Here is a 26,108-nt window from a genome sequence, read left to right as displayed (position 1 = left end):
ACGGATCAGCGCGCGGACGCCTGGGTCAAGTCTACGACCTGGCGCGCGGCGGTGGCGACGTCCTCGTTCACGACGTGGAAGTCGAACTCCCCCTGGGCCGCCAGCTCGACCCGCGCGGTGCGCAGGCGACGGGCGCGCTCCTCCGCGTCCTCGGTGCCGCGGCCGACGAGCCGCTGCACGAGCTCATCCCAGCTCGGCGGCAGCAGGAACACCAGCGAGGCGCGCGGATCGGCGGCGCGCACCTGCCGCGCGCCCTGCAGGTCGATCTCGAGGAGGACGGTGCGCCCCTCGGCCAGCGCCGCCTCGATCGGTCCGCGCGGCGTGCCGTAGCGGTACTTGTTGTGCACGACGGCGTGCTCGAGCAGCTCGTCCTCGGCGAGCATGCGATCGAACTCCGCGTCGTCCACGAAGTAGTAGTGGACGCCGTCGATCTCGCCGGGGCGGGGAGGACGCGTCGTCGCCGACACCGAGACGAGGATCTCGGGGTGCTCCTCGCGGATCTTGGCCGACACTGTGCCCTTGCCGACGGCGGTCGGGCCGGCGAGCACGAGGAGGCGGCTGCGTCCCGGGCGGGGTCGCGGCTCGGGCATCCGCCGATCGAGCCACGCCTCGAGGGCCGAGCGCTGCCGCGTGCCGAGGCCGCCGAGGCGCTTGACCGGCGAGATGCCGAGCTCGGTCAGGATGCGGTCGCGCTTGCCCTCGCCGATCGCGGGCAGCGAGGTCAGGAAGTCGGGGACGCGAAGCGTGCCGGCCGGCGACGCCGGGTCGGCCGCCGCGCGGCGCAGCACCTCCTGCGGCGTCACGACGCGGGTGGCGAGGTCCCGCTTCAGCGACGCGCGCGCCCGCCGGGCGGCCACCGCGCGGCGGGAGGCCGCGGCCCTGTCGACCTCCGGGGGCCGCGTCGCGGTGGCGCGAGGCGCGTCATCTGCGGTGTCAGACATGCAGGCTCCCCTCGGTGACGGGCGGGTAGGCGGAGGCGGCCGCGGCGATCGCATCCGCGATGCCGGCGGGGCCGGCGGACAGGAGGCTGCGGCTCTCGCTCGCGACGACCGCGGGGGCCATCGTGCCATACACGGCGCGCAGCTGATCGGGGCGCGCCCCCTGGTGGCCGAAGCCAGGGGCCAGGATGGGCGCGACGGGCGAGAAGGGCTCCAGCCCCGCGGCTGCCCAGTCGACCGTGGCGCCGATGACGAAGCCGAGGCTCCCCCAGTGGCCCTGCCCCGCGGCCTCGGCGTTGCGCCGGGAGACCTCGGCGACGATCTCGGCGGAGACCGTCCGCCCGTCGCCCGACGTCGCCCGCTGCAGCGCGGTCGCCTCGGGATTGCTCGTCGCCGCCAGCACGAACGCCCCCTTGTCGTGGGCGTGCGCGAGCGCGAAGGTGCCGTCGAGGGATCCGACGCCGAGGTACGGGGTCACGGTCAGCGCGTCCGCCTCGAGCGGGGCACCGGGTGTCAGCCACGCCGCCGCGTACGCGTCCATCGTCGATCCGATGTCGCCGCGCTTGGCGTCGGCGATCGCCAGCAGCCCCGCGCCGCGCGCCGCGGCGAGAACGTCCTCGAGGGCGGCGATGCCGGCCGACCCGTGACGCTCGAAGAACGACACCTGGGGCTTCACGAAACCGGCGCGCCCGGTCGCGGCCTCGACGACGCGGAGCCCGAATTCGCGCACCCCCGCGGCATCCGCGCCGAGCCCCCACGCCGCCAGGAGCGGCTCGTGGGGGTCGATGCCGACGCAGAGGTGCCCGCGCCGCGCGATGGCGGCGCGGGCGCGGTCTCCGAACGAGCCGGCGGATGCGGTCACACCGCCCCCAGGGCGAGGGCGGTGCGCTCCGCACGCTCGGTCGCGTACTCCTGCAGGCTCTTCACCCGGAAGCCGTCGCGCATGGTGTCCAGGGCGCTCACCGCGGCGCCCAGCGTGGCGATCGTGGTGAACAGGGCCTTGTCCCCGCCGACCGCCGCGGCGCGGATCTCGTAGCCGTCCGCGCGCGCCGACATGCCGCTCGGGGTGTTCACGATGATGTCCACGCGACCCTCGTTGATGAGGTCGACGATGTTCTCCTCGCCGGACTCCTGGGTCGCGCTGTACTTGCCCACGACCTCCGCCTTGATGCCGTTGCGCAGCAGGATCTCGGCCGTGCCCTCGGTCGCGAGGATCGAGAAGCCGAGCTGCTGCAGGCGGTGGGCCGGCAGGATCACGTCGCGCTTGTCGGCGTCGGCGACCGAGATGAACACGGTGCCGCTCAGCGGGATTCCGCCGTAGGCCGCCGACTGGCTCTTCGCGAACGCCGTCGGGAAGTCGCGGTCGATGCCCATGACCTCGCCGGTGGAGCGCATCTCCGGCCCGAGCACCGAGTCGACGATCTGTCCCTCCCGGGTGCGGAACCGCTTGAACGGCAGCACCGCCTCCTTGACCGAGACCGGCGAATCGAGGGGCACGCGCGATCCGTCGGTCTGCGGCAGCAGACCCTCGGAGCGAAGCGTGTCGATCGTCTCGCCCGCCGTGATGCGCGCGGCGGCCTTGGCGAGCGGGATGCCCAGCGCCTTCGACACGAACGGCACCGTGCGGCTCGCGCGGGGGTTCGCCTCGATGACGTAGAGCACGCCGGCGCTGATCGCGAACTGCACGTTCAGCAGGCCGCGGACGCCCACACCCTGCGCGATCGCGAGGGTCGCCTCGCGCACGCGGTCGATCTCGGTGCGGCCAAGCGACATGGGCGGCAGCGCGCAGCTCGAGTCGCCGGAGTGGATGCCGGCCTCCTCGAGGTGCTCCATGATGCCGCCGATGTACAGCTCGTGGCCGTCGTAGAGCGCGTCGACGTCGATCTCCACGGCGTCGTCGAGGAAGCGGTCGACGAGCAGCGGGGCATCCGCACCGATGATGGCGTGCTCCGCGATGCGTGCGAAGTAATCGCGCAGGCTCGCGGTGTCGTACACGATCTCCATGCCGCGGCCGCCGAGCACGAAGCTGGGGCGCACGAGCACCGGGTAGCCGATCTCCTCGGCGATGCGGACCGCCTCGGCCTCGTCGGTCGCCGTGCCGTTGCGCGGGGCGAGCAGGCCGCCGCGCTCGAGGATCTCGCCGAAGAGCTTGCGGTCCTCGGCGAGGTCGATCGCCGCGGGGCTGGTGCCGAGGATCGTGTAGCCGGCCTGCTCGATGCCCTTCGCGAGCCCGAGCGGGGTCTGGCCGCCGAGCTGGCAGACGACGCCGTGGATCTCGCCCGAGAGCGACTCGACGTGCAGCACCTCGAGCACGTCCTCGAGCGTCAGCGGCTCGAAGTAGAGACGGTCGGACGTGTCGTAGTCGGTCGACACGGTCTCGGGGTTGCAGTTGATCATGATCGTCTCGAACCCGGCCGCCGACAGCGCGAACGACGCGTGCACGCACGAGTAGTCGAACTCGACGCCCTGCCCGATGCGGTTCGGGCCGGATCCGATGATCACGACCTTCTTGCGGTCGGAGGGGGTCACCTCCGACTCGAAGTCGTAGCTCGAGTAGTGGTACGGCGTGAGCGCCGGGAACTCGCCCGCGCACGTGTCGACCGTCTTGAACACCGGGCGCAGCCCGAGCTCGTACCGGACGCCGCGCACATCCGCCTCGTCGGTGCCGCGCAGCTGCGCGATCTGGACGTCCGAGAAGCCGTGCTCCTTCGCCAGGCGCAGCACGCGCTCATCCAGCTCCGCCGCCCCGGCGACCACGTCTGCCACCTCGTTGATCAGCACGATCTGGTCGAGGAACCACGGGTCGATCGCGGTGGCGTCGAACGCCTCGGCGACCGTCGCGCCCTTGCGCAGCGCCTGCTGCACGAGCACGATGCGGCCGTCCGTGGGAGTGCGGGCCTCGAGGAGCAGCTCCTCGGCGGAGCGCGGCTCGTCGCCCCAGTGGAAGCTCGAACCGCGCTTCTCGACCGAGCGGAGGGCCTTCTGCAGCGCGGTCGTGTAGTTGCGGCCGATCGCCATCGCCTCGCCGACCGACTTCATGGTCGTCGTGAGGGTCGGGTCGGCGGCGGGGAACTTCTCGAACGCGAACCGGGGCACCTTCACGACCACGTAGTCGAGCGTGGGCTCGAACGACGCGGGGGTCACCTTCGTGATGTCGTTGGGCACCTCATCCAGGCGATAGCCGAGGGCGAGCTTGGCGGCGAGCTTCGCGATCGGGAAGCCCGTGGCCTTCGACGCGAGCGCCGACGAGCGCGACACTCGCGGGTTCATCTCGATCACGATGATCCGGCCGTTCTCCGGGTTGACCGCGAACTGGATGTTGCAGCCGCCCGTGTCGACGCCGACGGCGCGGATGATGTCGATGCCGATGTCGCGCAGCTTCTGGTACTCGCGGTCGGTCAGCGTCAGCGCAGGGGCGACGGTGATCGAGTCTCCCGTGTGGACGCCGACGGGGTCGACGTTCTCGATCGAGCAGACCACGACCGTGTTGTCGGCCGTGTCGCGCATGAGCTCGAGCTCATACTCCTTCCACCCGAGGATCGACTCCTCGAGCAGCACCTCGGTCGTGGTCGACTCGCGCAGGCCCTGGCCGGCGATGCGGCGCAGATCCTGCTCGTCGAACGCGAAGCCCGAGCCGAGGCCGCCCATTGTGAAGGACGGGCGCACGACGAGCGGGTAGCCGAGCTCCTCGGCGCCGGCGAGCACCTCGTCCATCGTGTGGGCGATCACGCTGCGGGCGACCTCCGCGCCGGCGTCGATGACCAGCTGCTTGAAGATCTGGCGGTCCTCGCCCTTGCGGATTGCATCCACCTTCGCGCCGATCAGCTCGACGCCGTACTTCTCGAGGATGCCGCGCTCGTGAAGCGCCATGGCGGCGTTCAGCGCGGTCTGGCCGCCGAGCGTCGGCAGGATCGCGTCCGGCTTCTCCTTCGCGATGATCGACTCGATGACCTCGGGGGTGATCGGCTCGACGTAGGTCGCGTCGGCGAACTCGGGGTCGGTCATGATCGTGGCCGGGTTCGAGTTCACCAGGATGACGCGCACGCCCTCCTCGCGGAGCACGCGGCACGCCTGGGTGCCGGAGTAGTCGAACTCCACGGCCTGACCGATGACGATCGGTCCGGAGCCGATGACGAGGACGGACTGGATGTCGTCGCGCTTAGGCATTCGCGTCCTTCTTGGTGAGGTGCTCCACGACCATGTCGCGGAAGCGGTCGAAGAGGTAGTTGGCGTCGTTGGGGCCGCCCGCGGCCTCCGGGTGGTACTGCACCGAGAACGCGGGGATGTCGAGGGCGCGCAGGCCCTCGACGACGTCGTCGTTCAGGCCCACGTGGCTGACCTCGACGCGGCCGTAGCCGGCGGGGCTGTCGAACTCGCCCTCGAGGGGCGCCTCGACCGCGAAGCCGTGGTTGTGGGCGGTGATCTCGACGCGCCCGGTGAGCTTGTCCTTCACCGGCTGGTTGATGCCGCGGTGGCCGAACGGGAGCTTGTACGTGCCGAGGCCGAGCGCGCGGCCGAGCAGCTGGTTGCCGAAGCAGATGCCGAAGAACGGAAGGCGCTCGTCGAGGATGCCGCGCAGCAGTTCGACGTGGCCCTCGGAGGCCGCGGGGTCTCCGGGTCCGTTCGAGTAGAAGGCGGCGACCGGCTCGATCGCGAGCAGCTGCTCCCGGGTGACGTTCTGCGGCAGGACGTGCACCTCGAACCCGCGGCGGGCGAGGTTGTTCACGGTCGCCTGCTTGATGCCGAGGTCGATCACCGCGAGGTTGCCGATCTTCTCGCCGACGGCCGGTGTGACCTCGGCGACCTCGACCGACACCTGGTCGGAGAGGTTCTGGCCGGCCATCTCCGGCGCCTCGGTGACGAGGCGCAGCTGCTCCTCCTCCGCGAGGGACGCGGCGTCGCCCGAGAAGATCCCGCCGCGCATGCTGCCGGCGGAGCGGATGTGGCGCGTGATGGCGCGGGTGTCGATCCCGCTGATCCCGACGATGCCGTCGCGCTCGAGAGCATCGTCGAGGGTCTCCTCGGCACGCCAGCTCGACACCACGCGGCTGGGGTCGCGCACGATGTAGCCGGCGACCCAGACGCGGCGCGACTCGGGGTCTTCGGTGTTGACGCCGGTGTTGCCGATGTGCGGTGCGGTCTGCAGCACGATCTGGCCGGCGTACGACGGGTCGGTGAGGGTCTCCTGGTAGCCGGTCATGCCGGTCGTGAAGACCACCTCGCCGAGGGTGGTGCCGCGGGCGCCGTAGGCGTGCCCGGGGTAGCGCGTGCCGTCTTCGAGGACGAGCACCGCAGGCTGGCGGTCGAGGAGCGATGTCATCGCTGTGCTCCCATCTGGGTGGAGTCGGAGGGTGAGTCGGTGGGCGTCTGAAGACGCGCAATCTCGGCCCCGAGGGCATCCGGATCGCCGTCCTGCAGACGGAGGTAGGTGTCGCAGACGGTGCCGTCGTCGGCGGTCCAGGCGATCAGGACGAGGCCGTCGTTCTCGACGACGCGGTCGATCGCCCAGGTGGCGCGTCCCGCGCCCTCGATGCGCGCGGCGCCGAGGAAGACGGGAGCCGATCCCGGCAGCTCGAGCGCGACGCCGGCGTCGGTCACGACCACGGTCGCCCGGGCACGGAACGCGAGGTGCCGCACGTTCAGGCGATCCAGCGGCGCCTCGTGGCGCGTCGTGGCGACGTACAGGCCGGTGAACGTGCCGCGGATCTCGCCGCGGCGTTCGCCGACCGGGGCCGCGATGCCGGCGTCGCGCCGGGATCGTCGTCGCCAGCCCCACGCCATCAGCGCGAGCACGACGACGGCGAGGCCGACGAGGATCAGTGCGGCGGCTTCCTGGGTCATTTCGACTCGCTCCGCTCGCTCAATGCATCGGATGCGATGACCCCCTGCGGCTCGACGAGCTCGCCGTTCGCGAGGGTGACGTAGCCGCGGTGGATCGTCCACATCACCTGGCCGGGAAGCTCGCGCCCGACGTACGGCGAGTTGACGCTGCGGCCGCGCAGGTCATCGGTGCCGAACGAGCCGCCGGTGCGGGGGTCGTAGAGCGTGAGCTCGGCGGGCTGACCCACAGCGAGCGGCGTGCCGTGTCCTTCGAGCCGCCCGATCCGCGCCGGTGTCGCGGACATCACGCGCGCCACGTCCGCCCAGTCGAGCAGGCCTGTCTCGACCATCGCCTGGTGGACGACGCGCAGCGCGCTCTCGAGGCCGACCATTCCGTTGGCCGCGGCGGGCCACTCGCACGCCTTCGCCTCGGCCGGGTGCGGCGCGTGGTCGGTCGCGACGATGTCGATGGTGCCGTCGGCGAGGCCCTCACGGACCGCCTGCACATCCTCGGCCGTCCGCAGCGGCGGGTTGACCTTGTAGCGGGCGTCGTAGCCGCGCACGAGCTCGTCGGTCAGCAGCAGGTGGTGGGGGGTGACCTCGGCGGTGACCGCGATCCCCCGCTTCTTCGCCCACCGGATGATGTCGACCGATCCGGCCGTCGAGAGGTGGCAGACGTGCAGGCGCGAGCCGACGTGCTCGGCGAGCAGCACGTCGCGCGCGATGATCGACTCCTCGGCGACGGCGGGCCATCCCGTGAGGCCGAGCTCGGCCGAGACGATCCCCTCGTTCATCTGCGCGCCCTCGGTGAGCCGGGGGTCCTGCGCGTGCTGCGCGACCACGCCGTCGAAGGCCTTCACGTACTCGAGCGCGCGGCGCATGATCAGCGGGTCCCACACGCAGAAGCCGTCGTCGCTGAAGACACGGACCCGCGCCCGAGAATCGGCCATGGCGCCGAGCTCAGCGAGCCGCTCGCCCTTCTGGCCGACCGTGACCGCGCCGATGGGCTGCACCGTCGCGTAGCCGGCCGCCTCGCCGAGGGCGAGCTCCTGCTCGACCACTCCCGCGGTATCGGCGACCGGCGAGGTGTTGGGCATCGCGAACACCGCGGTGAACCCACCCGCGGCAGCCGCGCGCGTGCCGGTCAGGATGGTCTCGCTCGCCTCGTAGCCGGGCTCGCGCAGGTGGGTGTGGAGATCGACGAGGCCGGGCAGGGCGATCAGGCCGTCCGCGTCGATGCGCGTCGCACCCTCGCGGGACAGTCCAGTGCCGACCTCGGTGATCCGGCCGTTCTCGATCAGCAGGTCGGCGCGGTCGACGCCCTCGATCGCTGCTCCGGTGATGAGGAGGACCTCGTTCGTGGGCTTCAGGCTCATCGCCCCTCCTCGTTTGCGCGCTTCGGGTTCGTCCGCTCGCCTGCCAGCAGCAGGTACAGCACCGCCATCCGCACCGATACGCCGGCCTTGACCTGCTCGAGCACGGTCGAGCGGGGCGAATCGGCGGCCTCGGCGGAGATCTCCAGACCCCTGTTCATTGGCCCGGGGTGCATGACGATGCTACCGGGAGGGAGGCTGATGAGGCGCCGAGGATCGAGCCCCCAGCGACGCGAATACTCCCGCTCAGAGGGGAAATACGCTGCGTTCATGCGCTCCAGCTGGATGCGCAGCATCATGACCGCGTCGGGAGCGTCGGCGATCGCCTCGTCGAGGTCATAGCGCACGGTCACCGGCCACGCCGACGTGTCCTGGGGAAGCAGCGTCGGCGGGGCGACGAGCGTCACCTCCGCGCCGAGGGTGTGAAGCAGCCAGACGTTCGAGCGTGCGACCCGGGAATGGAGGATGTCGCCGACGATCGCCACCCGGAAGCCCGCGAGATCGCGTCCGCGGCTGTCGCCGCCGTAGCGGCGCTTGCGCATCGTGAAGGCGTCGAGCAGGGCCTGCGTGGGGTGCTCGTGCGTGCCGTCGCCGGCGTTCACGACGCCCGCGTCGATCCATCCGCTGGTCGCGAGGGTGCGGGGCGCCCCGGAGGCGCCGTGGCGGATGACCACCGCGTCGGCCCCCATCGCCTGCAGCGTCTGAGCGGTGTCCTGCAGGCTCTCGCCCTTGGAGACGCTCGAGCCCTTGGCGGCGAAGTTGATGACGTCGGCCGAGAGCCGCTTTGCCGCGGCCTCGAACGAGATGCGGGTGCGGGTCGAGTCCTCGAAGAACAGGTTGACGACCGTCTTGCCGCGCAGGGTCGGGAGCTTCTTGACCTCGCGCGACTGCGTGTCGGCCATGTCCTCGGCGATGTCGAGGATGCGGATGGCGTCCTCGCGGGCGAGCGTGCGGGTGTCGAGCAGGTGCCTCATCGCTCGTCCTCCCGCGCCTCGATCGTGACCTCGTCGGCCCCGCCGTCGATCTCGGCGAGGCGCACGTTCACGCGCTCGGAGCGCGAGGACGGCAGGTTCTTCCCGACGAAGTCGGGCCGGATCGGCAGCTCGCGGTGGCCGCGGTCGACGAGGATCGCGAGGCGCACGGCGGCGGGCCGGCCGATGTCGTTCAGCGCGTCGAGCGCGGCGCGGATGCTGCGCCCGGAGAACAGCACGTCGTCGACGAGCACAACGACCTTGCCGTCGATGCCGCCGGGCGGGATCTCGGTCGGCCGCGGCGTGCGCGTCGGGTGCTGGGAGAGGTCGTCGCGGTACATCGTGACGTCCAGGGCCCCGGTGGGCACGACGGTTCCGGCGAAGCGCTCGATCAGCGCAGCGAGCCGGCGGGCGAGGGTGACGCCGCGGGTCGGGATCCCGAGGAGGATCAGGTCGTCCGGGCCCTTGTTCGACTCGAGGATCTCATGGGCGATCCGAGTCAGGGCCCGCGTGATGTCGGCGTCATTCAGCACAGCGCGCGTGCTCATGGGCCTCTCCCTTCTCCGCCTCACGGGACGGTGTTAAAGGTGCAGGTGGGTCCAGCCTACCGGTGCCGGACTCCCCCAGCGCGCGCCGGTTGCTGACCGCGCGCCGGAGAGCCGCAGCGACGGCCGTGCGGGTCGGTCATCTCGACTCGCAAGCTCGCTCGATAACCGGGGGTGGGGGCACGCAGAGGTGCGGCAAACGCACCGAACAAGCGGCGCGAAGGTGCACACGCCGCACGTTTACCCCACCGGTTGCTGAGCGAGCGCCAGCGAGCCGAAGCGACCGACCTGTGCGGGTCCGTCATCTCGACTCGCGAGCTCGCTCGATAACCGGGGTTAAGCCAAGGGCCGGCACCCCACCGGTTGCTGAGCGAGCGCCAGCGAGCCGAAGCGACCGACCTGTGCGGGTCCGTCATCTCGACTCGCGAGCTCGCTCGATAACCGGGGTTAAGCCAAGGGCCGGCACCCCACCGGTTGCTGAGCGAGCGCCAGCGAGCCGAAGCGACCGACTCGAAGCCGCCCACCCGTGCGAGCGGGTCATCTCGACTCGCTCCGCTCGCTCGATAACCGGCGGGGTGCGCAGAGGGCCTGTGCCTGTGCGAACGAAGTGAGCGTGGAGCGAAGCGACCCCGCAGCGCGAAGCGCTGCCGCAACGGAGCGTCAGCGACGGTGCCTCGCTCACGGGTGCCGGCGCGGAGCGTCGGCGCGAGCGTGCGAGACGCTTCTAAAACGACCCTTCAGCTGCGGGCGATGCGGGCGAGCACTCCGTGGACGAACGCGCCGGAGTCATCCGTGGAGAACTCCTTGGCGAGGTCGACCGCCTCATCGATCGCGACGGCGGTCGGCACGGCGTCGTTGAACAGGATCTCCCACGTCGCGATGCGCAGGAGCGCGCGGTCGACGGTGGGCATGCGGTCGAGCTTCCAGTCGCGGCTGTGGGTGGAGATCTGCTCGTCGATCTCCTCGGCGTGGTCGATCACGCCGTCCACGATCTCGCGGGCGTAGAGCCAGGATGCCTGGCGTGCCGGCTCGGACGCGGCCCGCTTCGCCTCGGCCGCGAGGGCGACCGAGAGCTTGTCGCCGCGGACGTCGGCCGAGAACAGGATGTCGAGGGCGCGCTTGCGTGCCTTGGTGCGGGCGCTCACTTCTCGCGGCCGAGGTACTCGCCCGTGCGGGTGTCGACCTTGACGCGCGTGCCGGTCTCGAGGAACAGCGGCACCTGGATCTCGGCGCCGGTCTCGACCGTGGCGGGCTTCGTGCCGGCGGACGAGCGGTCGCCCTGCAGGCCCGGCTCGGTGTAGGTGATCTCGAGGATCACCGACGCGGGGAGGTCGACGTACAGCGGGGTGCCGTCGTGGAGGGCGATGGTGACCTCCTGGTTCTCCAGGAGGAACTTCGCGGAGTCGCCGACGGTGGCAGCGGGGACCGTGATCTGGTCGTAGTCCTTCTGGTCCATGAAGACGAAGTTCTCGCCGTCGTTGTAGAGGTACGAGTAGTCGCGGCGGTCGACGTTCTGGATGTCGACCTTGGCGCCGGCGTTGAACGTGCGGTCCACGACCTTGCCGGTGACGACGTTCTTGAGCTTGGTGCGGACGAACGCGCCGCCCTTGCCGGGCTTGACGTGCTGGAACTCCACGACGCTCCAGAGCTGCGAGTCGATGCTGAGAACGACGCCGTTCTTGATGTCTGCGGTGGATGCCATGGATCTTCCGTTCGTTCGATTGAGTCGCGCCGAGTCGCGCGCAAGTCCGGGGCCGTCACGGCCGAGGAACGATCCTATCGTGTCGGCGTGGGAGTCCCCCGAGCGGGAGCCCTCAGCCGCGGCGGGTGCTGATGATGCGGCCCTGCTCCTCGGCGCCGATCTCCTGGTAGGCGGCGAACAGCAGCGACTCGTCGGGCGCCTGGTGAACCGTCGGCTTGGCGATGTCGTCGAGCAGGATGAAGCGCAGCATGCCGCCGCGCGCCTTCTTGTCGCGCTGCATCGTCGCCAGCAGCGTCTGCCACGCGCCCGCGCGGTACGTGGTCGGAAGGCCGAGCAGCTCGAGCACCCGGCGGTGCCGGTCGACCGCGGCGTCGGAGAGACGTCCGGCGAGGCGCGACAGCTCGGCGGCGTACATCATGCCGACGGAGACCGCCGCGCCGTGACGCCAGCGGTAGCGCTCGGCGTGCTCGATCGCGTGCCCGAGCGTGTGCCCGTAGTTGAGGATCTCGCGCAGGCCCGCCTCGCGGAAGTCCTCCCCCACGACGTCGGCCTTCATCTGGATCGCCAGCTCGACGCAGCGGCGGAACTCGGGCGAGGCGACGTCGATCGCGCGATCCGGGTCCGCCTCCACGATGTCGAGGATCTCGGGGTACCGGATGAAACCTGCCTTGACGATCTCGGCGAAGCCCGCGAGCACGTCGTTCTCCGACAGCGTTGCGAGCAGATCGAGGTCGCAGATGACCGCGCGCGGTGCCCAGAACGCGCCGACGAGGTTCTTCCCCTCCGCGGTGTTCACGCCGGTCTTGCCGCCGACGGCCGCGTCGACCATTCCCGCCACGGTGGTGGGGACCTGCACGATCTCGACGCCACGCAGCCAGCTGGCGGCCACGAACCCGGCGAGGTCGGTCACCGCGCCGCCGCCGAAGCCCACGACGGCATCGGTGCGGGTGAAATCGGCCTGGCCCATGATCTGCCAGCAGAACGCGGCGACCTCGATGCGCTTGCCCGCCTCGGCGTCGGGGATCTCGGCCAGCAGCACCTCGCGTCCGCCGTCGGCCATGAGGGCCTCGCGGAGCTCGGCCGCCTGGGCGCCGAGCGTCGGCGGGTGGACGACGAGCACCTTGCGCGCCGCCGGGGGAAGCGCGGGCCCGACCTGCCCGATCGTGCCGTGACCGATGGTCACGTCGTAGCCCGGGGTGCCGTTCACGTGGATCACGGTGTCGCCCGGGGTGCGGTCGTCCGCCTGCGTGCTGGTCTCGCTCATCGCGTCGTCTCCTTGTCGCCGTCCGCGCCGGGAACCGGGGCGTTCGGGTCCTCTGCGCTCAGATCCTCTGCGCTCAGGGCGGTCTCATCCTGCGTCGTCTGCTGCTCCGAGGGAACACCCGGCGCGAAGGCCGGATCCTCGGCGCGCACCCACGCGGCGATCGCCGTCACGACGTCGCCGAGGGGGCCCCTCGAGGTGTCGAACACCGCATCCGCGACCTCGCGGTAGATCGGCTCGCGTGCGTCGCGGATCCGGATCCAGGCGTCCAGCGGATCCCCGTCGCCGCTCAGCAGCGGGCGCTTCTGCTGGGCGCGGATGCGGCCCGCGACCACGCGCTCCTCGACCGTGAGCAGCACGACGTGGTGATCCCGAAGGGCGGCGCGCGTGCCCGGGTGGAGCACGGCGCCGCCGCCGAGTGCGACCACCCCGCCGCGCGCCACGGCGGCGATCACGGCCTCGTGCTCCAGCGCACGGAAATGGGGCTCCCCGTGCGCCGCGAAGATGTCGGCGATCGGCCCGTGCTCTTTGACGACAGCGCTGTCGGTGTCGCGGAACCGCACCCCGAGCGTGCGCGCGAGGCGACGCCCGATGCTCGACTTGCCGGCGCCCATGGGGCCGACGAGCACGAGCGCACGCGGCGATGCGCCGGTCGACTCGGCGGCGGGGACGCCTGCGTCAGAGTGCGAGGTCATGCGCGAGGTCGACCGGCTGCGCCGACGTCCGCAGGCTCTCCGCGATGCCGTCCACGTAGGCGGTCAGGTTGCGGCGCGTCTCCTTCACGGAGTCGCCGCCGAACTTCTCCAGCACGACGTCGGCGAGCGTGATCGCGACCATCGCCTCGGCCACCACGCCGGCGGCGGGCACCGCGCAGACGTCGGAGCGCTGGTGATGGGCCGCGGCCGTCTCGCCGGTGGCGACGTCCACCGTCCGCAGTGCGTGGGGAACGGTCGCGATGGGCTTCATCCCCGCCCGCACGCGCAGCACGGTGCCGGTGGACATGCCGCCCTCGGTGCCGCCGGCGCGGTCGCTGCCGCGCGCGATGCCGTCGGACGTGACGAACAGCTCGTCGTGCGCGGCGGAACCGCGGCGGCGGGTGGTCTCGAAACCGTCGCCGACCTCCACGCCCTTGATCGCCTGGATGCTCATCAGCGCCTGCGCGAGCTTTCCGTCGAGGCGGCGATCCCAGTGCACGTGCGAGCCGAGCCCCGGCGGCAGGCCGTACGCGAGCACCTCGACGATGCCGCCGACGGTGTCGCCCTCCTTGCGGGTGTCGTCGACCTCGGCGACCATGCGCTCGGAGGTCTCGGGGTGGAAGCAGCGCAGCGGATCGGCGTCGAGCGCGGCGACGTCATCCGGCGTCGGCACCGGCGCGTCATCCGGCACGCGCACCGGCCCGATCGACAGCGTGTGGCTGACGAGCCGGATGCCCAGCTCCGCCAGGAACGCGCGGGCGACCGCCCCCAGCGCGACGCGCGCGGCCGTCTCGCGGGCGCTCGCGCGCTCGAGGATCGGGCGCGCCTCGTCGAAGTCGTACTTCTGCATCCCGACCAGGTCGGCGTGTCCCGGGCGCGGGCGGGTGAGCGCTGCGCCGCGGCCGCGGGACTTCTCGGTGAGCTCCACGGGGGCCGGGTTCATGACCTCGGTCCACTTGGGCCACTCGGTGTTGCCGATGCGCAGGGCGATGGGGCTGCCGAGGGTAAGGCCGTGACGCACGCCGCCCGAGATGGTGAGCTCGTCCTGCTCGAACTTCATGCGCGACCCGCGGCCATAGCCGAGCTTCCGACGCTGCAGGTCGGCCTGGATGTCCTCGGCAAGCAGGGGCACGCCGGAGGGAAGTCCCTCCATGACGGCGATGAGTTCGGGGCCGTGCGATTCGCCGGCCGTGAGCACGCGGAGCATGCGCCTAGTCTCCCATGAGCGCGGAGCGCATCGCGGCGCGCACGTCATCCTCGGACGCGAGCGGCTCGTCGACGGATCCGGTCGTGAACACCCGCACCTGCAGCACCGCCTGGTGAAGCAGCATTCCGAGCCCCGGGATCGCCGGTCCCTGCCAGCGGCTCGCCAGGTGCGACGGCCACGGGTGGTAGGCGACGTCGAACAGCGGATGACCGCCCGCCGCGAGGGCGTCGGCATCCTCGTCCGGCAGGATCGTGCCGCCCGGCAGCGCGCAGACGGTGAGGTCGACCGGCGCGTGCGGGCCGCCGAAGGGCTCCACCGAGACGGGGACGCCCAGCGCCTCGCCGAGCTCCACGAGGGGCGCGGCGCGCTCGGGCCGGCGGGCGACGACGCTCGCCGTGCCGGCGCCCATCTCGGCCGCCGCCACCAGCGCCGACGCGGACGTGGCGCCCGCGCCCACGATGCGGACCGAGCCCACCTCGGCGATCCCCTCGTCGGCAAGCGCCGCGACGATCCCGCCGACATCGGTGTTGAATCCGACCGGCGCGGACGCAGGTGCCCCGGTCGGCCTCGACACGTCAGCCCCGGGCAGGAGCAGGGTGTTCACCGCTCCGGTGAGCTCGGCACGGCGATCACGCCATCCGCTCGCCCTCCACGCGCACTCCTTCAGCGGCATCGTGACCGCGAGCCCGCGCCACGACGAGTCGAGCCCTGCGAGCACACCATCGAACTCGCCCTCGGCGACGCGGACGCGCTCGAAGCTCCACTCCCGTCCGAGCACCCGGTACGCCGCGTCGTGAAGCTGCGGCGAGCGGCTGTGCGCGATCGGGTCGCCCCAGACCGCGAGCCGGGTGGCTCCGGTCATCCGCCGCAGCCGCCGTGGTCGGGGTTGTCGGCACACCACGCGTGAAGCTGCGCTTCGTTCTGCTGCTGCTCGGCGTAGGTCTCCGCGAAGAGCGTCTCCCCGGTCTCGAGGTTCACGGTGACGAAGTACTGCCACCCGCCTTCCGTCGGCTGCTGAGCCGCCTGGATCGCCTCGTCGCCGGGGTTGGCGATCGGACCGACGGGCAGCCCGGGGTGCACGTACGTGTTCCACGGGTTGGGATCGTTCAGCTGCTCCTCCGAGCTGAAGACCGAGCCCTGCTCGGCTGCCTCCGGGTGCGCGGCCCGGTACCCGAACTGGGCGGTCGAGTCCATCTGGAGCAGGCCGTTGGTGTCGGAGATCTCCGGATCGAGGCGGTTGTAGATCACCTGCGCGACCATCCCGAAGTCCTCACGCGAGGCGCCCTCGCGCTGCACGATCGACGCGACCGTCAGGATGCGCTGCTCGTCGCCCGCCGCGACGCCGGCGTTCGCGAGCGACTCGCGCGTGCGATCCACCATCGTCTTGATGACATCCTCGGCGGTGACGCCCGGGTCGAACGTGTAGGTCGCCGGGAACAGCCATCCCTCGAGGCTGTCGGCCTCGACGTCGTAGGCCGAGGGGTCCTCGGCTGCCGCCTGCAGCTCCTCGAGCGGCATGTCGAGACCCGTGGACGCCGCCTCGAGGGTCGCCGAGACGGTCCAGCCCTCCTGCAGGGCGACCGTGTTCTCGAGCTTGTTCGCGGGGTCCGCCAGCGCGGCAAGCGCCGCCTCGGACGTCATCTTCTGCTGCAGCCGGTAGATCCCGGGGTAGAACGTCGGGATCGCATCGGCATCAAGCAGGTGGTCGTAGAAGGAGTCGGGCTTGAGCGTCACGCCGGCCTCGTAGAGGGTCTGCGAGATCGCCTCGCCGCCGTCGCCCTCCTCGATCGTGATGATCGCCTCGCCGGTGGCCTCACCCGGCTCGTAGTCGCTCGGCCCGTCCCAGCCGAACCGCTCGGCGATCTGCGTGCCGTAGGTGTTCCACACGTACATGCCGCCGGCGACGATGCCGCCGAGGATCGCCAGCAGGATGATGAGCGTGACGAGGCAGCCGCGGCCCCCGCGGCGCTTCGGCTCGACCGTGTTCTCGGGAACGAAGAGGTCCTCGAGCGACGCCGGCTCCGGACCGCTGGGCGCCGGCGCCTGGCTCGCGAGCGCCGCCGTCTCGGCGAGCGTCGCGGGAGCCGAGCGCTCGGCCGGGGGCGTCGCCTCCGCGGCGGGGGTGACCGTGGTCGCCGGCGTGCGCTCGACGAAGATCCCGTCGTCCCAGGGCATCGCGCGCGCCGCCGACACCGGATCGCCGGCCGTCGGCACGCCGCTCGCGTCGCCCTCGGGCGTGGCGGATGCGGACGGAGCCTGCGGGGCCCGCGCCGACTCGCGCGCCTGGCGGCGCGTCATCGGCGAGGACTCGGGTGGCGTGCTCTCGCGGGACGGATCGGTCATGAGCGGGGCTTACTCCTCGGGTATGCCGGCCGGGTTGCCGGCGGCCGCCCCGGTGCGTTTCTCGCTGTCGATGGCGTGCTGGAGCAGCACCACCGCGGCGACCTGATCGACAATGCTACGAGAACCCCTCTGGGTTCTGCCCGACTGGCGCAGCGCCGAATGCGCCGACACTGTGCTGAGGCGCTCGTCCACCAGCCGCACGGGCGCATCCTGCGCCGCCGCGAGCTGAGCGGCGAACTCGCGCGCGTCAGCGGTCGACAGGGTGTCCTCGCCACGCATGTTGAGCGGCAGACCCACGATGAACTCGAGCGGCTCGTACTCCCCCGCGAGCTCCACCAGCCGGGCGATCGAGCGCTCGTCGCGCGGCACCGTCTCGACCGGGACGGCGAGCATCCCGTCGGGATCACAGCGCGCGACGCCGATGCGGGCCTTGCCCACATCCACGCCGAGGCGCACTCCCCGCCGGAATCCCGTCACGCGCCGCGCCCGATCACGCGGTCCGCAGCTGAGCGCGCACGGCGTCGAGCGCGGCCGGGATGCCGGCCGCCTCGGAGCCCGCGCCCTGCGCCATGTCGTCGCGTCCGCCGCCTCGACCGCCGAGCGGCTCGAGGGCGGCCTTCACGAGGGCACCGGCCTTCGCTCCGGCCGAACGCGCCGCCTCGTTCGTGGCGACGATCGCGAGCACCTTGTCGCCCGCCTGCCCCGTGAGGGCGACGACCGCCGGATCCGATCCGAGACGGTCGCGCACCGACAGCGCGAGGCTGCGCAGGTCGTCTGCCGACCCGACCTGGCCGACGGACTCGGCCACGAGATTGACGGATCCGGTGCGCTGCGAGGTCTGAGCGAGCGCCGGCACGCGGTCCGCAAGCGCGCGGGCCTCGAAGGCCGCGATCTTCTTCTCGGCGGCCTTGAGGTTCGCGGTGAGCTCGGCGATGCGGGCCGGGAGCTGGTCCTTCGGCGCCTTCAGCGAAGCCGAGAGCTCGGCGACGAGCGCCCGCTCGGCCGTCAGCTCGCGGAACGCGTCGAGACCGACGAGCGCCTCGACGCGACGGTTCGACGCTCCCACCGACGACTCGCCGATCAGACTCACGAGGCCGATCTCGGCGCTCGAGGACACGTGCGTCCCGCCGCAGAGCTCGCGCGACCAGGGGCCGCCGATGTCGACCATCCGCACGGTCTGGCCGTACTTCTCGCCGAACAGCGCCATCGCTCCCGCCGCCTTCGCCTCGTCGAGCGAGAGCACGCGCGTCGTCACCTCGAGGTTGTCGCGCACCGCGTTGTTGGCGATCTCCTCGATCTCCGAGCGGGTCTCGGGGCTCAGTGCCTGCCCCCACGTGAAGTCGAAGCGGAGGTAACCGGCGCGGTTGAGCGATCCCGCCTGGGTCGCGCCGCTGCCGAGGGTGTCGCGCAGTGCCGCGTGCACGAGGTGCGTGGCGGAGTGCGCCTGCTGGGCCGAGCGGCGGTTGGCGGCGTCCACGATCGTCGTCGCCGGCTGATCGACGCCGACCTCGCCGCGCACGACCTCGACGGTGTGGCTGATGAGTCCCGCCACCGGGCGCTGCACGTCGAGCACCTCGAGCTCGTAGCCCGGGCCGACGATCGTTCCCTTGTCGGCCACCTGGCCGCCCGACTCGGCGTAGAGCGCCGTCTCCGCGAGGATGACCTCGGCGATCTGTCCCTCGGATGCCCGACCGGTGGCGAGGCCGTCGACGAGCACGCCGAGCACGCGGCTCTCGGTCTCGAGATCCGTGTAGCCGGTGAAGACCGTCTCGCCGAGCGCACGGAAATCGCGGTAGACGCTGACGTCGGCGATCGCGCGCTTGCGCGAGCGCGCATCCGCCTTCGCGCGCTGGCGCTGCTCCTGCATCAGCGCGTCGAATCCGGCGCGGTCGACGCCGATGCCCGCCTCCTCCGCGATCTCGAGCGTGAGGTCGATCGGGAAGCCGTAGGTGTCGTGAAGCAGGAACGCCTGGTCGCCGGCGAGGGTCGACCCGCCCCCCGCCTTCGTCTTCTGCACCGCGGTGTCGAGGATCGTGGATCCGGACGTCAGCGTGCGCAGGAACGTCTCCTCCTCCGCGTACGCGTAGGACGAGATCCGCTGCCAGTCGCTCTCGATGACCGGGTAGGCCTCCTTCATCGCGTCGCGCGAGGCCTCGAACAGCGCGGGGAACGTCGCCTCCTGGACGCCGAGCAGGCGCATCGCGCGCACGCTGCGGCGCATCAGGCGACGCAGGATGTAGCCGCGGCCCTCGTTCGAGGGCGTCACGCCGTCGGAGAGCAGCATCAGCGAGGACCGGACGTGGTCGGCGATGATGCGGAAGCGCACGTCGTCCTCGTGTGAGACGCCGTAGGGGCGACCGGAAAGCTCGGACGCGCGATCCAGGACGGGGCGGACCTGGTCGATCTCGTACATGTTCTCGACGCCCTGCTTGAGGAACGCGACCCGCTCGAGCCCCATGCCGGTGTCGATGTTCTTCGCGGGAAGATCGCCGACGATGTCGAACTCGGTCTTCGAGCGCACGTTCGTGATCTCGTTCTGCATGAAGACCAGGTTCCAGATCTCCAGGAACCGGTTGTCGTCGACGATCGGGCCGCCGTCCTTGCCGTAATCGGGTCCGCGATCGAAGTAGATCTCCGAGCACGGACCGGCGGGGCCGGGTTGGCCGGTTGTCCAGAAGTTGTCCTCGCGGCCGAGGCGCTGGATGCGCTCCGCCGGGAGCCCCGCGATCCGCTGCCACAGCTCGGCGGCCTCGTCGTCGGTCTCGTAGACGGTGACCCAGAGGTCCTTCGGGTCGAAGCCGAGCCCGCCGTCCTCCTCGGAGGTGGTCAGCAGCTCCCAGGCGAAGGAGATCGCGCCCTCCTTGAAGTAGTCGCCGAACGACCAGTTGCCGAGCATCTGGAAGAACGTGCCGTGGCGCGCCGTCTTCCCGACCTCTTCGATGTCGTTCGTCCGGATGCACTTCTGCAGGTCGGCGGCTCGCGAGTAGGGGGCCGGAACGACACCCGTCAGGTAGGGGATGAACGGAACCATGCCGGCGATCGTGAACAGGATCGACGGGTCGTCGCTCACGAGCGAGGCGGACGGCACGATCGTGTGGTCGTTCTTCTCGAAGAAGTCGAGGTAGCGCTTCGCGATTTCCGCGGTCTTCATGGGCAGTGCTTCGTCCTTGACTGGTGGCGCCGCGCCCCGCCGGAGCGGACGCGACTGCATGCGGGGACGGCCGTCTCGCGCGACGGCCGGAGAGCGGAGGGGGTCAGGCTGCAGGGGCGTCGTCCGCGGAGGTGCGGCGGGCCTCCTCGAGGCGGTACGCCTCGCCGATGCGGTCGACGAACTCGTCGATGCGGGCGTCGATGTCGGCGAGCACCTCGGCGCCGCGCGGGTCCTTGTTGAGGAAGTGGGCCGCGGCGAAGCCCGTGGCGATGCCGAGCAGGAACCACAGCACGTTCTTCATGTCACCCATCCTCCAGCTTGGGCCGCGCGTCGCGACGTCGTTCCATCGTAGACCGACCGGCGCCGCCGGGCAGCGCGCCGGGCACTGCGCGAACGACGGAGGGCGCCGAGGCAGAAGCCTCGACGCCCTCCGGACGGATCGATGGATCAGCGAGCCGCGTAGTACTCGACGACGAGCTGCACGTCACACGTGACGGGCACCTCGGCGCGCTTCGGGCGACGCACGAGCTTCGCCTGGAGCTTGTCGAGCTCGACCTCGAGGTAGCCCGGAACGTTCGGGAGGACCTCGGCGTGACCGCCGGCGGCCGCGACCTGGAAGGGCTCGAGCGACTCGCTCTTGCCCTTGACCTCGATGGTCTGACCCGGCTTCACGCGGAACGACGGGCGGTCCACGATCTTGCCGTCGACGAGGATGTGGCGGTGAACCACGAACTGGCGCGCCTGCGCGGTCGTGCGGGCGAAGCCCGAACGCAGCACGAGGGCGTCAAGACGCATCTCGAGCAGCTCGACGAGGTTCTCACCCGTCAGGCCGTCGGTGCGGCGCGCCTCGTTGAAGGCGATGCGGAGCTGCTTCTCGCGGATGCCGTACTGCTCGCGCAGACGCTGCTTCTCGCGGAGACGGACGGCGTAGTCACTGTCGGCCTTGCGCTTCGTGCGGCCGTGCTGACCGGGGCCGTAGGGGCGCTTCTCGAGGTAGCGCGCCGCCTTCGGGGTCAGCGCGACGCCGAGGGCGCGCGACAGGCGGACCTTGCGGCGGTCCTGGGACTTGGTAACCATGGTTTCCTTTCACGAGGCCGCGGCTGTCGCGACGCTCGGACGTACAGTCCCCTCCCATCCGATTCGGGCGTACGTCTACCCACCCGAGGGATCAAGCAAAAGGGGATGTGCCCGGATTTCGAGCCGATCCAGCTTACCAGGTCCACCCGAGCACGCCCGACCAGCGCCGGCGGGGCCGCGGTCCTCCCCCTGGATCAGTAGCGGATCGCGTCGATCGGCCGGACCCGGAGGGCGACCAGCGCGGGCACCAGGCCGGCCAGCGCGCCCACGCCCGCCGAGACCAGCAGGCCCGTGACGGCGGCCGACATCGGGAAGGCCGGCGGTTCCTGCAGCATCGCGAACATGTTGTCGGCGACGAGCGGCATCCGCAGCACGAGGATCGCGATCACGATCCCGACGCCGCCCGCGATGACGGTCGCGACGACGCTCTCGAGCATCACCGAGAAGAACACCCGCGTGCCGGTCGCCCCGAAGCTGCGGCGCACGCCGATCTCGCGGATCCGGTGGCGCACGGTGACGAGCGTGATGTTCAGCAGGCTCAGCCCGCCGAGCGCGAGGATGAGGCCCGAGATCCCGCCCAGCACCAGCAGCATGGGGCCGAACGGATCGAAGCCGCCCTGCTCCTGCTGGTAGAGGTAGTCCGTGCGATCGGCTGAGACGTCGTACCCCTCCGGCAGCGACGCGGCGATCGAGGTCTCCATCGCGTCGATGAGCTCCTGGGCGCCGTCGACCGGGATCCACGCCTCGCGGCTCGTGTTCTGGGCGAGCGCGTCGGCGCCGATCAGCGCGGCGACGTCGTCGTAGACGAGGAAGCCGTTGAACGAGTACTGATCCTGTGTGGTCGTCACTCCGACCACCACCGCCTCGGCCTCGGCCGGCGCCGTGGGCGTTCCGTCGGCGGACCACGTGGTCAGCGTGACTGTGACCTTCGGATGCGTCTCCATCGCGGGCGAGCCGAGCGACTCCCACCAGTTCTCGCTGATCACGATCGCCGGCACCAGCCGTGCCGCATCTGCGTCCGTGAACCAATGGCCGTGCAGGATCGGCACGCGGTGCATCACTCCGTAGTCCGGGTCGACCGCCTGCATCCCGGCCCACCCCTCGTACGGAAGCTGTGCCTCGAGCCACGCCTGACGCGCGACCCAGTCGATGCCGAAGCGCTCAGCCGTCGCGAAGAGCGCGGCGTCGAGCGCGTCGCCGTCCGCCGAAGCGACGATTCCCGATGCGTCCGGCTCCCCCTGCGCGGCGCCGATCATGACGAGAGCGGGGCGTCCGCCGCTGCGCTCCATCTGCTCCTCGAAGCCCTGCGAGAGCATCTGCCCCAGGGCGACGACGCCCGTGAACGCGGCGACCGACACCGCCACGACGATCAGGCTGAGCAGGACGCGGAGGCGGTGGACGCGCAGCTCCTGCCACGCCTCGGCGAGTGAGCCGGCGGCGGAGGTCAGGACGCTCATGCGCCGGCTCCGGCCGCCGCGGGCGCCGACGCGGCGGGCTCGAGCACCGGAACGGTCTCGTGCAGCACGCCGTCGGCGAGACGGAACGCGCGCTGCGCGCGGGCGGCGACGTGCGGGTCGTGCGTGATCGTGATGAGCGCGGCGCCCGCCTGGGTGGCGATGTCGTCCAGCAGATCCATGATCGTCGCACCGGTGTCGACGTCGAGCGCGCCCGTCGGCTCGTCCGCCAGGATGAGCCGCGGCGACCGCACAAGAGCGCGTGCGATAGCGACGCGCTGCTGCTCGCCACCGGAGAGGCGTTCCGGCGTCTGCTGCAGCCGGTCGCCGAGGCCGACGCGATCGAGCATCTCGGAGGCGAGCGCACGGCGGCGCCAGAAGCCGCGACCGCCGTCGTACATCAGGGGCATCTCGACGTTCTCGAGCGCCGTGCGCCGCGGCAGCAGGTTGAACTGCTGGAACACGAACCCGACGTTGCGGCCGCGCGTGCGGTCGCGACGCCCGGCGCTCATCCGCTGCAGCGGCACGCCGTCGAACTCCAGGTCGCCGTCGGTGGGCGCGTCCAGCAGCCCGAGGATGTTGAGCAGGGTCGATTTGCCCGACCCCGAGCGGCCCATGATGCTCAGGTGGTCGCCGACATGGACGTCGAGGTCGACGCCGCGCAGGATGTGCAGGGGCGCGGCGTCCGGCAGCTCCACGGTGCGGGTGATGCCGCGCGCCCGCAGGATCGGGACGCTCACCCCTGCGCCTCGGCGGACGTCTGCTCCTCGGCCTGCGCGGCGGCGGGCACGAACTCGAAGATCGTCTCCCCCTCCTCGAGTCCCTCGCGCACCTCGATGCTCTTGCCGTCGTTCAGGCCGAGCACCACCTCGCGCTCCTCCGGCATGCCGTCGGGCCCGGGCACGAAGACGACGCCCGCCTCGGCCGTCCCGATCACGGCGGTCATCGGCACGACGAGCACGTCCTCGGCGATGCCGCCGGCGATCGTGATGGTCGCACTGAGGCCCGGGAAGACCCGGACGTCCGCTGGCACCGGGCAGCGCACGGTCGTCGTGGGAGACGAGGGCGCCGCCGAGTCGTCGGCCGGCAGACCGGCGAGCGGGGTCTCGAGCACCAGGCCCGTGCAGGTGAAGGGCGCGGGACCGCCGGCGATCTGGATTGTCGCCTCCTTCGGCTCCGCCGTCAGGCGATACCGATCCTCCGGGGCGATGGATCCCTGGATCCGGAACGTCGCGGGGGCGACGGCGCCGACGGTGTCCCCCGGCGCGACCGCCTGGCCGCTCGCCAGTGAGAGGTCCGACAGCGTGCCGGTGCCGGGCGCGATGATCTCGCTCCACAGGTCGAACGTGGAGCCGTCCTCCTGGGGGATCTGCTCGCGCACGCTCGCGATGATGGCGCCGGCCGCGACCTGCTGGCCCTTGCCGGCGAACACGTCGACGACCGTGCCCGCCTTGTACGCCGTGATCGCCACGGCGGGGTCGCCCGCGACCGTCGCCTTCAGCTCCAGGTCGTTCCGGATCGTGCCGCGCTCGACCGCCAGCTGCGGCTCGAAAAGCGCGCCCGTCGGCTCGGCGCCGGCGCCCATCACGGGCGCCTCGCTCTGATCGGGGAAGAACGCCAGCTTGGCGAGGGCCGCCGCGGCGACGACGCCGATGACGAGCCAGACGACGGGAAGGATCACACGCCGGAAGACGGCCATGCTGGTACCTCGGTTCGGGGGGAGACGGAACGGTACGCTCACCCTCCCGGGACACGGACCGGGGCGTCAAGGACGCCGCGGACATACCCGGGCAGACCCTGATCGAAATCAGGGGCCGGCGTCCGCTCAGCCGCCGAGGATGCGACGCAGCTTCTCGAGCCGCGCACCGATCTCGCGCTCGGTGCCGTGAGGCTTCGGTTCGTAGTACCGTCGCCCGCGCAGCTCGTCCGGCAGGTACTGCTGGGTCACGACGCCGAGCTCGTGATCGTGCGGATACACGTAGCCCTTGCCGTGGCCGAGCCGTTTGGCTCCCGGGTAGTGCGCGTCGCGCAGGTGCTTGGGGACAGCGCCCATCCGGCCGGCCTTGATGTCGGCCATGGCGGCGTTGATCGCGTTGTACGCGGCGTTCGACTTCGCGGCGGTCGCGAGGTACGCGGTGGCCTCGGCGAGCGGGATGCGTCCCTCCGGCATGCCGATGAACGCGACGGCGTCCGCCGCGGCCACGGCGATCTGCAGCGCCTGCGGGTCGGCGAGGCCGATGTCCTCGGAGGCCGAGATCACCAGGCGGCGCGCGATGAACCGGGGGTCCTCCCCCGCCTCGATCATCCGGGCGAGATAGTGCATCGCCGCATCGACATCGGAGCCCCTGATCGACTTGATGAACGCGCTGATCACGTCGTAGTGCTCATCGCCCTGCCGGTCGTAGCGCAGCAGTGCCCGGTCGACGGCCTGGGCGACGTGCTCGGCCGTCACGGCGGGCGTCTCGGCTCCCTCGGGCGCCTCCGACACGGCGACGCCGGCGCTCGCCTCCAGGGCGGTCAGCGCCCGCCGTGCATCGCCCGAGGCGAGCCGGATCAGGGCGGCACGGGCCTCTGGTTCGAGCTCGACCTCGCCGGCGAGGCCTCGAGAGTCGGTGACGGCGCGGTCGACGAGCACGCCGAGATCCTCGTCCGTCAGCGGCTGCAGCGTGAGAAGCAGCGAGCGGGACAGCAGCGGCGAGATCACCGAGAAGCTCGGGTTCTCGGTGGTCGCCGCGATCAGGATGACCCAGCCGTTCTCGACGCCGGGGAGCAGCGCATCCTGCTGCGCCTTGGTGAAGCGGTGGATCTCGTCGAGGAACAGGATCGTCGACTGGCCGTAGAGATCGCGCTGGTTCAGCGCCTCCTGCATGACCTCGCGCACGTCCTTGACTCCCGCGGTGATGGCCGAGAGCTCGACGAACCGGCGCCCCGACGAACGGGCGATCGCCTGGGCGAGCGTGGTCTTGCCCGTTCCGGGCGGCCCCCACAGGATGACGGACACGGTGCCGGGCGCCTGCGCCTCGGGGTCGGCGAGCGCGACGATCGGCGAGCCCGGCCGCAGGAGGTGCGCCTGACCCGCCACCTCATCCAGCGACGTCGGACGCATCCGCACGGCCAGGGGCGTCAGGCCGCGCCCACCGCCCATCAGGGATCCGCTCGCTGGAGTCATCCCCTCAGACTATGAGGCGCCCCTGACAAACGGTCCCGGCTCGCGTCTTCGCCCGTGTCGATTTCGACGCTCGCGCCGCCCATGCGTAGGCTCGATCCCGCTCTGCAGGAGGCGCCTCGCCGGCGCCGTCGTCGAGAGGATCCGTCAGACATGGCCGCAGGGGGCAAGGCATCCGCCAAGGAGCGCGCCGCGCGCGAGGCACGGGAGCGCGCCCGCCTCTACGAGGCGCGGCTCGAGCACCACCGCGCGCAGTCCCGCCGCCGTCGCCGCGACAACATCGTCGCCACCAGCGTCGCCGCCGTCGTCATCGCCGGCGCGATCGGCGGCCAGGCGCTCTTCTACAGCGTGGGCCCGGGCGCCGCCACCCTGCACTCCGGGGCCGCCGCTGCAGCCCGCGAGTGC

The 26,108-nt window shown here is 71.5% G+C and carries 24 protein-coding genes; 1 reads left to right on the top strand and 23 read right to left on the bottom strand.

What is annotated here, in order from left to right; translation table 11 throughout:
* Positions 1-5: 5 nt before the first annotated feature.
* From gmk to IR155_RS02935, 23 genes are all read right to left on the bottom strand, one after another.
* Positions 6-941: a guanylate kinase gene (gene gmk, locus IR155_RS03040; RefSeq protein WP_135113077.1), complete on the bottom strand. Its 936-nt coding sequence runs from the start codon at positions 939-941 to the stop codon at positions 6-8.
* Positions 934-1,800: an orotidine-5'-phosphate decarboxylase gene (pyrF, locus tag IR155_RS03035; protein WP_135113075.1), complete on the bottom strand. Its 867-nt coding sequence runs from the start codon at positions 1,798-1,800 to the stop codon at positions 934-936. The genes gmk and pyrF overlap by 8 nt, the downstream gene beginning before the upstream one ends.
* On the bottom strand, positions 1,797-5,105 hold the full coding sequence (gene carB, locus IR155_RS03030) for a carbamoyl-phosphate synthase large subunit (RefSeq protein WP_135113073.1): 3,309 nt from the start codon (positions 5,103-5,105) through the stop codon (positions 1,797-1,799). The genes pyrF and carB overlap by 4 nt, the downstream gene beginning before the upstream one ends.
* On the bottom strand, positions 5,098-6,258 hold the full coding sequence (gene carA, locus IR155_RS03025; protein ID WP_135113071.1) for a glutamine-hydrolyzing carbamoyl-phosphate synthase small subunit: 1,161 nt from the start codon (positions 6,256-6,258) through the stop codon (positions 5,098-5,100). The genes carB and carA overlap by 8 nt, the downstream gene beginning before the upstream one ends.
* On the bottom strand, positions 6,255-6,779 hold the full coding sequence (locus IR155_RS03020; protein WP_135113069.1) for a PH-like domain-containing protein: 525 nt from the start codon (positions 6,777-6,779) through the stop codon (positions 6,255-6,257). Before IR155_RS03020 ends, carA begins: the two co-directional genes overlap by 4 nt.
* A complete protein-coding gene (locus IR155_RS03015) occupies positions 6,776-8,134 on the bottom strand; it encodes a dihydroorotase (RefSeq protein WP_135113067.1) in 1,359 nt (452 codons plus the stop codon). Before IR155_RS03015 ends, IR155_RS03020 begins: the two co-directional genes overlap by 4 nt.
* Positions 8,131-9,105 carry an aspartate carbamoyltransferase catalytic subunit gene (locus IR155_RS03010; protein ID WP_135113065.1) on the bottom strand — a complete coding sequence of 325 codons (975 nt, stop codon included), beginning with the start codon at positions 9,103-9,105 and terminating at the stop codon, positions 8,131-8,133. The genes IR155_RS03015 and IR155_RS03010 overlap by 4 nt, the downstream gene beginning before the upstream one ends.
* Positions 9,102-9,650 carry a bifunctional pyr operon transcriptional regulator/uracil phosphoribosyltransferase PyrR gene (gene pyrR, locus IR155_RS03005; protein ID WP_135113063.1) on the bottom strand — a complete coding sequence of 183 codons (549 nt, stop codon included), beginning with the start codon at positions 9,648-9,650 and terminating at the stop codon, positions 9,102-9,104. The genes IR155_RS03010 and pyrR overlap by 4 nt, the downstream gene beginning before the upstream one ends.
* Positions 9,651-10,384: 734 nt before the next feature.
* Positions 10,385-10,792 carry a transcription antitermination factor NusB gene (gene nusB, locus IR155_RS03000; RefSeq protein ID WP_135113061.1) on the bottom strand — a complete coding sequence of 136 codons (408 nt, stop codon included), beginning with the start codon at positions 10,790-10,792 and terminating at the stop codon, positions 10,385-10,387.
* The gene (gene efp / locus IR155_RS02995; RefSeq protein WP_135113059.1) at positions 10,789-11,349 is read right to left on the bottom strand and encodes an elongation factor P; all 561 of its coding nucleotides are present in this window, start codon (positions 11,347-11,349) and stop codon (positions 10,789-10,791) included. The genes nusB and efp overlap by 4 nt, the downstream gene beginning before the upstream one ends.
* Before the next feature lie 112 nt (positions 11,350-11,461).
* The gene (gene aroB / locus IR155_RS02990) at positions 11,462-12,613 is read right to left on the bottom strand and encodes a 3-dehydroquinate synthase (protein ID WP_135113057.1); all 1,152 of its coding nucleotides are present in this window, start codon (positions 12,611-12,613) and stop codon (positions 11,462-11,464) included.
* Positions 12,610-13,305: a shikimate kinase gene (locus IR155_RS02985; protein ID WP_135113054.1), complete on the bottom strand. Its 696-nt coding sequence runs from the start codon at positions 13,303-13,305 to the stop codon at positions 12,610-12,612. The genes aroB and IR155_RS02985 overlap by 4 nt, the downstream gene beginning before the upstream one ends.
* A complete protein-coding gene (aroC, locus tag IR155_RS02980; RefSeq protein ID WP_135113051.1) occupies positions 13,289-14,512 on the bottom strand; it encodes a chorismate synthase in 1,224 nt (407 codons plus the stop codon). Before aroC ends, IR155_RS02985 begins: the two co-directional genes overlap by 17 nt.
* Before the next feature lie 4 nt (positions 14,513-14,516).
* On the bottom strand, positions 14,517-15,374 hold the full coding sequence (locus IR155_RS02975) for a shikimate dehydrogenase (RefSeq protein ID WP_135113049.1): 858 nt from the start codon (positions 15,372-15,374) through the stop codon (positions 14,517-14,519).
* Positions 15,371-16,855: an endolytic transglycosylase MltG gene (mltG, locus tag IR155_RS02970; protein WP_228066583.1), complete on the bottom strand. Its 1,485-nt coding sequence runs from the start codon at positions 16,853-16,855 to the stop codon at positions 15,371-15,373. Before mltG ends, IR155_RS02975 begins: the two co-directional genes overlap by 4 nt.
* 9 nt (positions 16,856-16,864) lie before the next feature.
* Entirely contained in the window at positions 16,865-17,332 is a 468-nt protein-coding gene (ruvX, locus tag IR155_RS02965; RefSeq protein WP_135113047.1) for a Holliday junction resolvase RuvX, read from the bottom strand.
* A gap of 13 nt (positions 17,333-17,345) precedes the next feature.
* The gene (alaS, locus tag IR155_RS02960) at positions 17,346-20,006 is read right to left on the bottom strand and encodes an alanine--tRNA ligase (RefSeq protein WP_135113045.1); all 2,661 of its coding nucleotides are present in this window, start codon (positions 20,004-20,006) and stop codon (positions 17,346-17,348) included.
* A 103-nt stretch (positions 20,007-20,109) separates the two neighbouring features.
* Positions 20,110-20,307, bottom strand: coding sequence for a hypothetical protein (locus IR155_RS02955; protein ID WP_135113043.1), 198 nt, complete (start codon positions 20,305-20,307; stop codon positions 20,110-20,112).
* Positions 20,308-20,453: 146 nt separating this feature from the next.
* Positions 20,454-21,083, bottom strand: coding sequence for a 30S ribosomal protein S4 (gene rpsD, locus IR155_RS02950; RefSeq protein WP_135113041.1), 630 nt, complete (start codon positions 21,081-21,083; stop codon positions 20,454-20,456).
* Between the two features lie 194 nt (positions 21,084-21,277).
* Complete coding sequence (locus tag IR155_RS02945) at positions 21,278-22,540, bottom strand: ABC transporter permease (protein WP_135113039.1); 1,263 nt, start codon at positions 22,538-22,540, stop codon at positions 21,278-21,280.
* Entirely contained in the window at positions 22,537-23,277 is a 741-nt protein-coding gene (locus tag IR155_RS15870) for an ABC transporter ATP-binding protein (RefSeq protein WP_233441079.1), read from the bottom strand. Before IR155_RS15870 ends, IR155_RS02945 begins: the two co-directional genes overlap by 4 nt.
* Positions 23,274-24,236, bottom strand: a complete 963-nt coding sequence (locus IR155_RS15865; protein WP_135113037.1) for an efflux RND transporter periplasmic adaptor subunit — start codon at positions 24,234-24,236, stop codon at positions 23,274-23,276. Before IR155_RS15865 ends, IR155_RS15870 begins: the two co-directional genes overlap by 4 nt.
* A gap of 126 nt (positions 24,237-24,362) precedes the next feature.
* Positions 24,363-25,706 (bottom strand): replication-associated recombination protein A, encoded by a 1,344-nt coding sequence (locus IR155_RS02935; RefSeq protein WP_228066582.1) that lies wholly within the window; start codon positions 25,704-25,706, stop codon positions 24,363-24,365.
* Positions 25,707-25,856: 150 nt separating this feature from the next.
* On the opposite strand from IR155_RS02935, the gene IR155_RS02930 reads away from it, so the two are divergent.
* Positions 25,857-26,108, top strand: a 252-nt coding sequence (locus IR155_RS02930) for a hypothetical protein (RefSeq protein WP_135113035.1), incomplete at its 3' end; no start/stop codon positions are given.

Origin of the sequence: Microbacterium paludicola, assembly GCF_015235415.1 — a bacterium.
Classification (GTDB): domain Bacteria; phylum Actinomycetota; class Actinomycetes; order Actinomycetales; family Microbacteriaceae; genus Microbacterium; species Microbacterium paludicola.
Note: the sequence above shows the minus strand (reverse complement) of the source record. Positions and strands in the feature narration are given on the sequence as shown.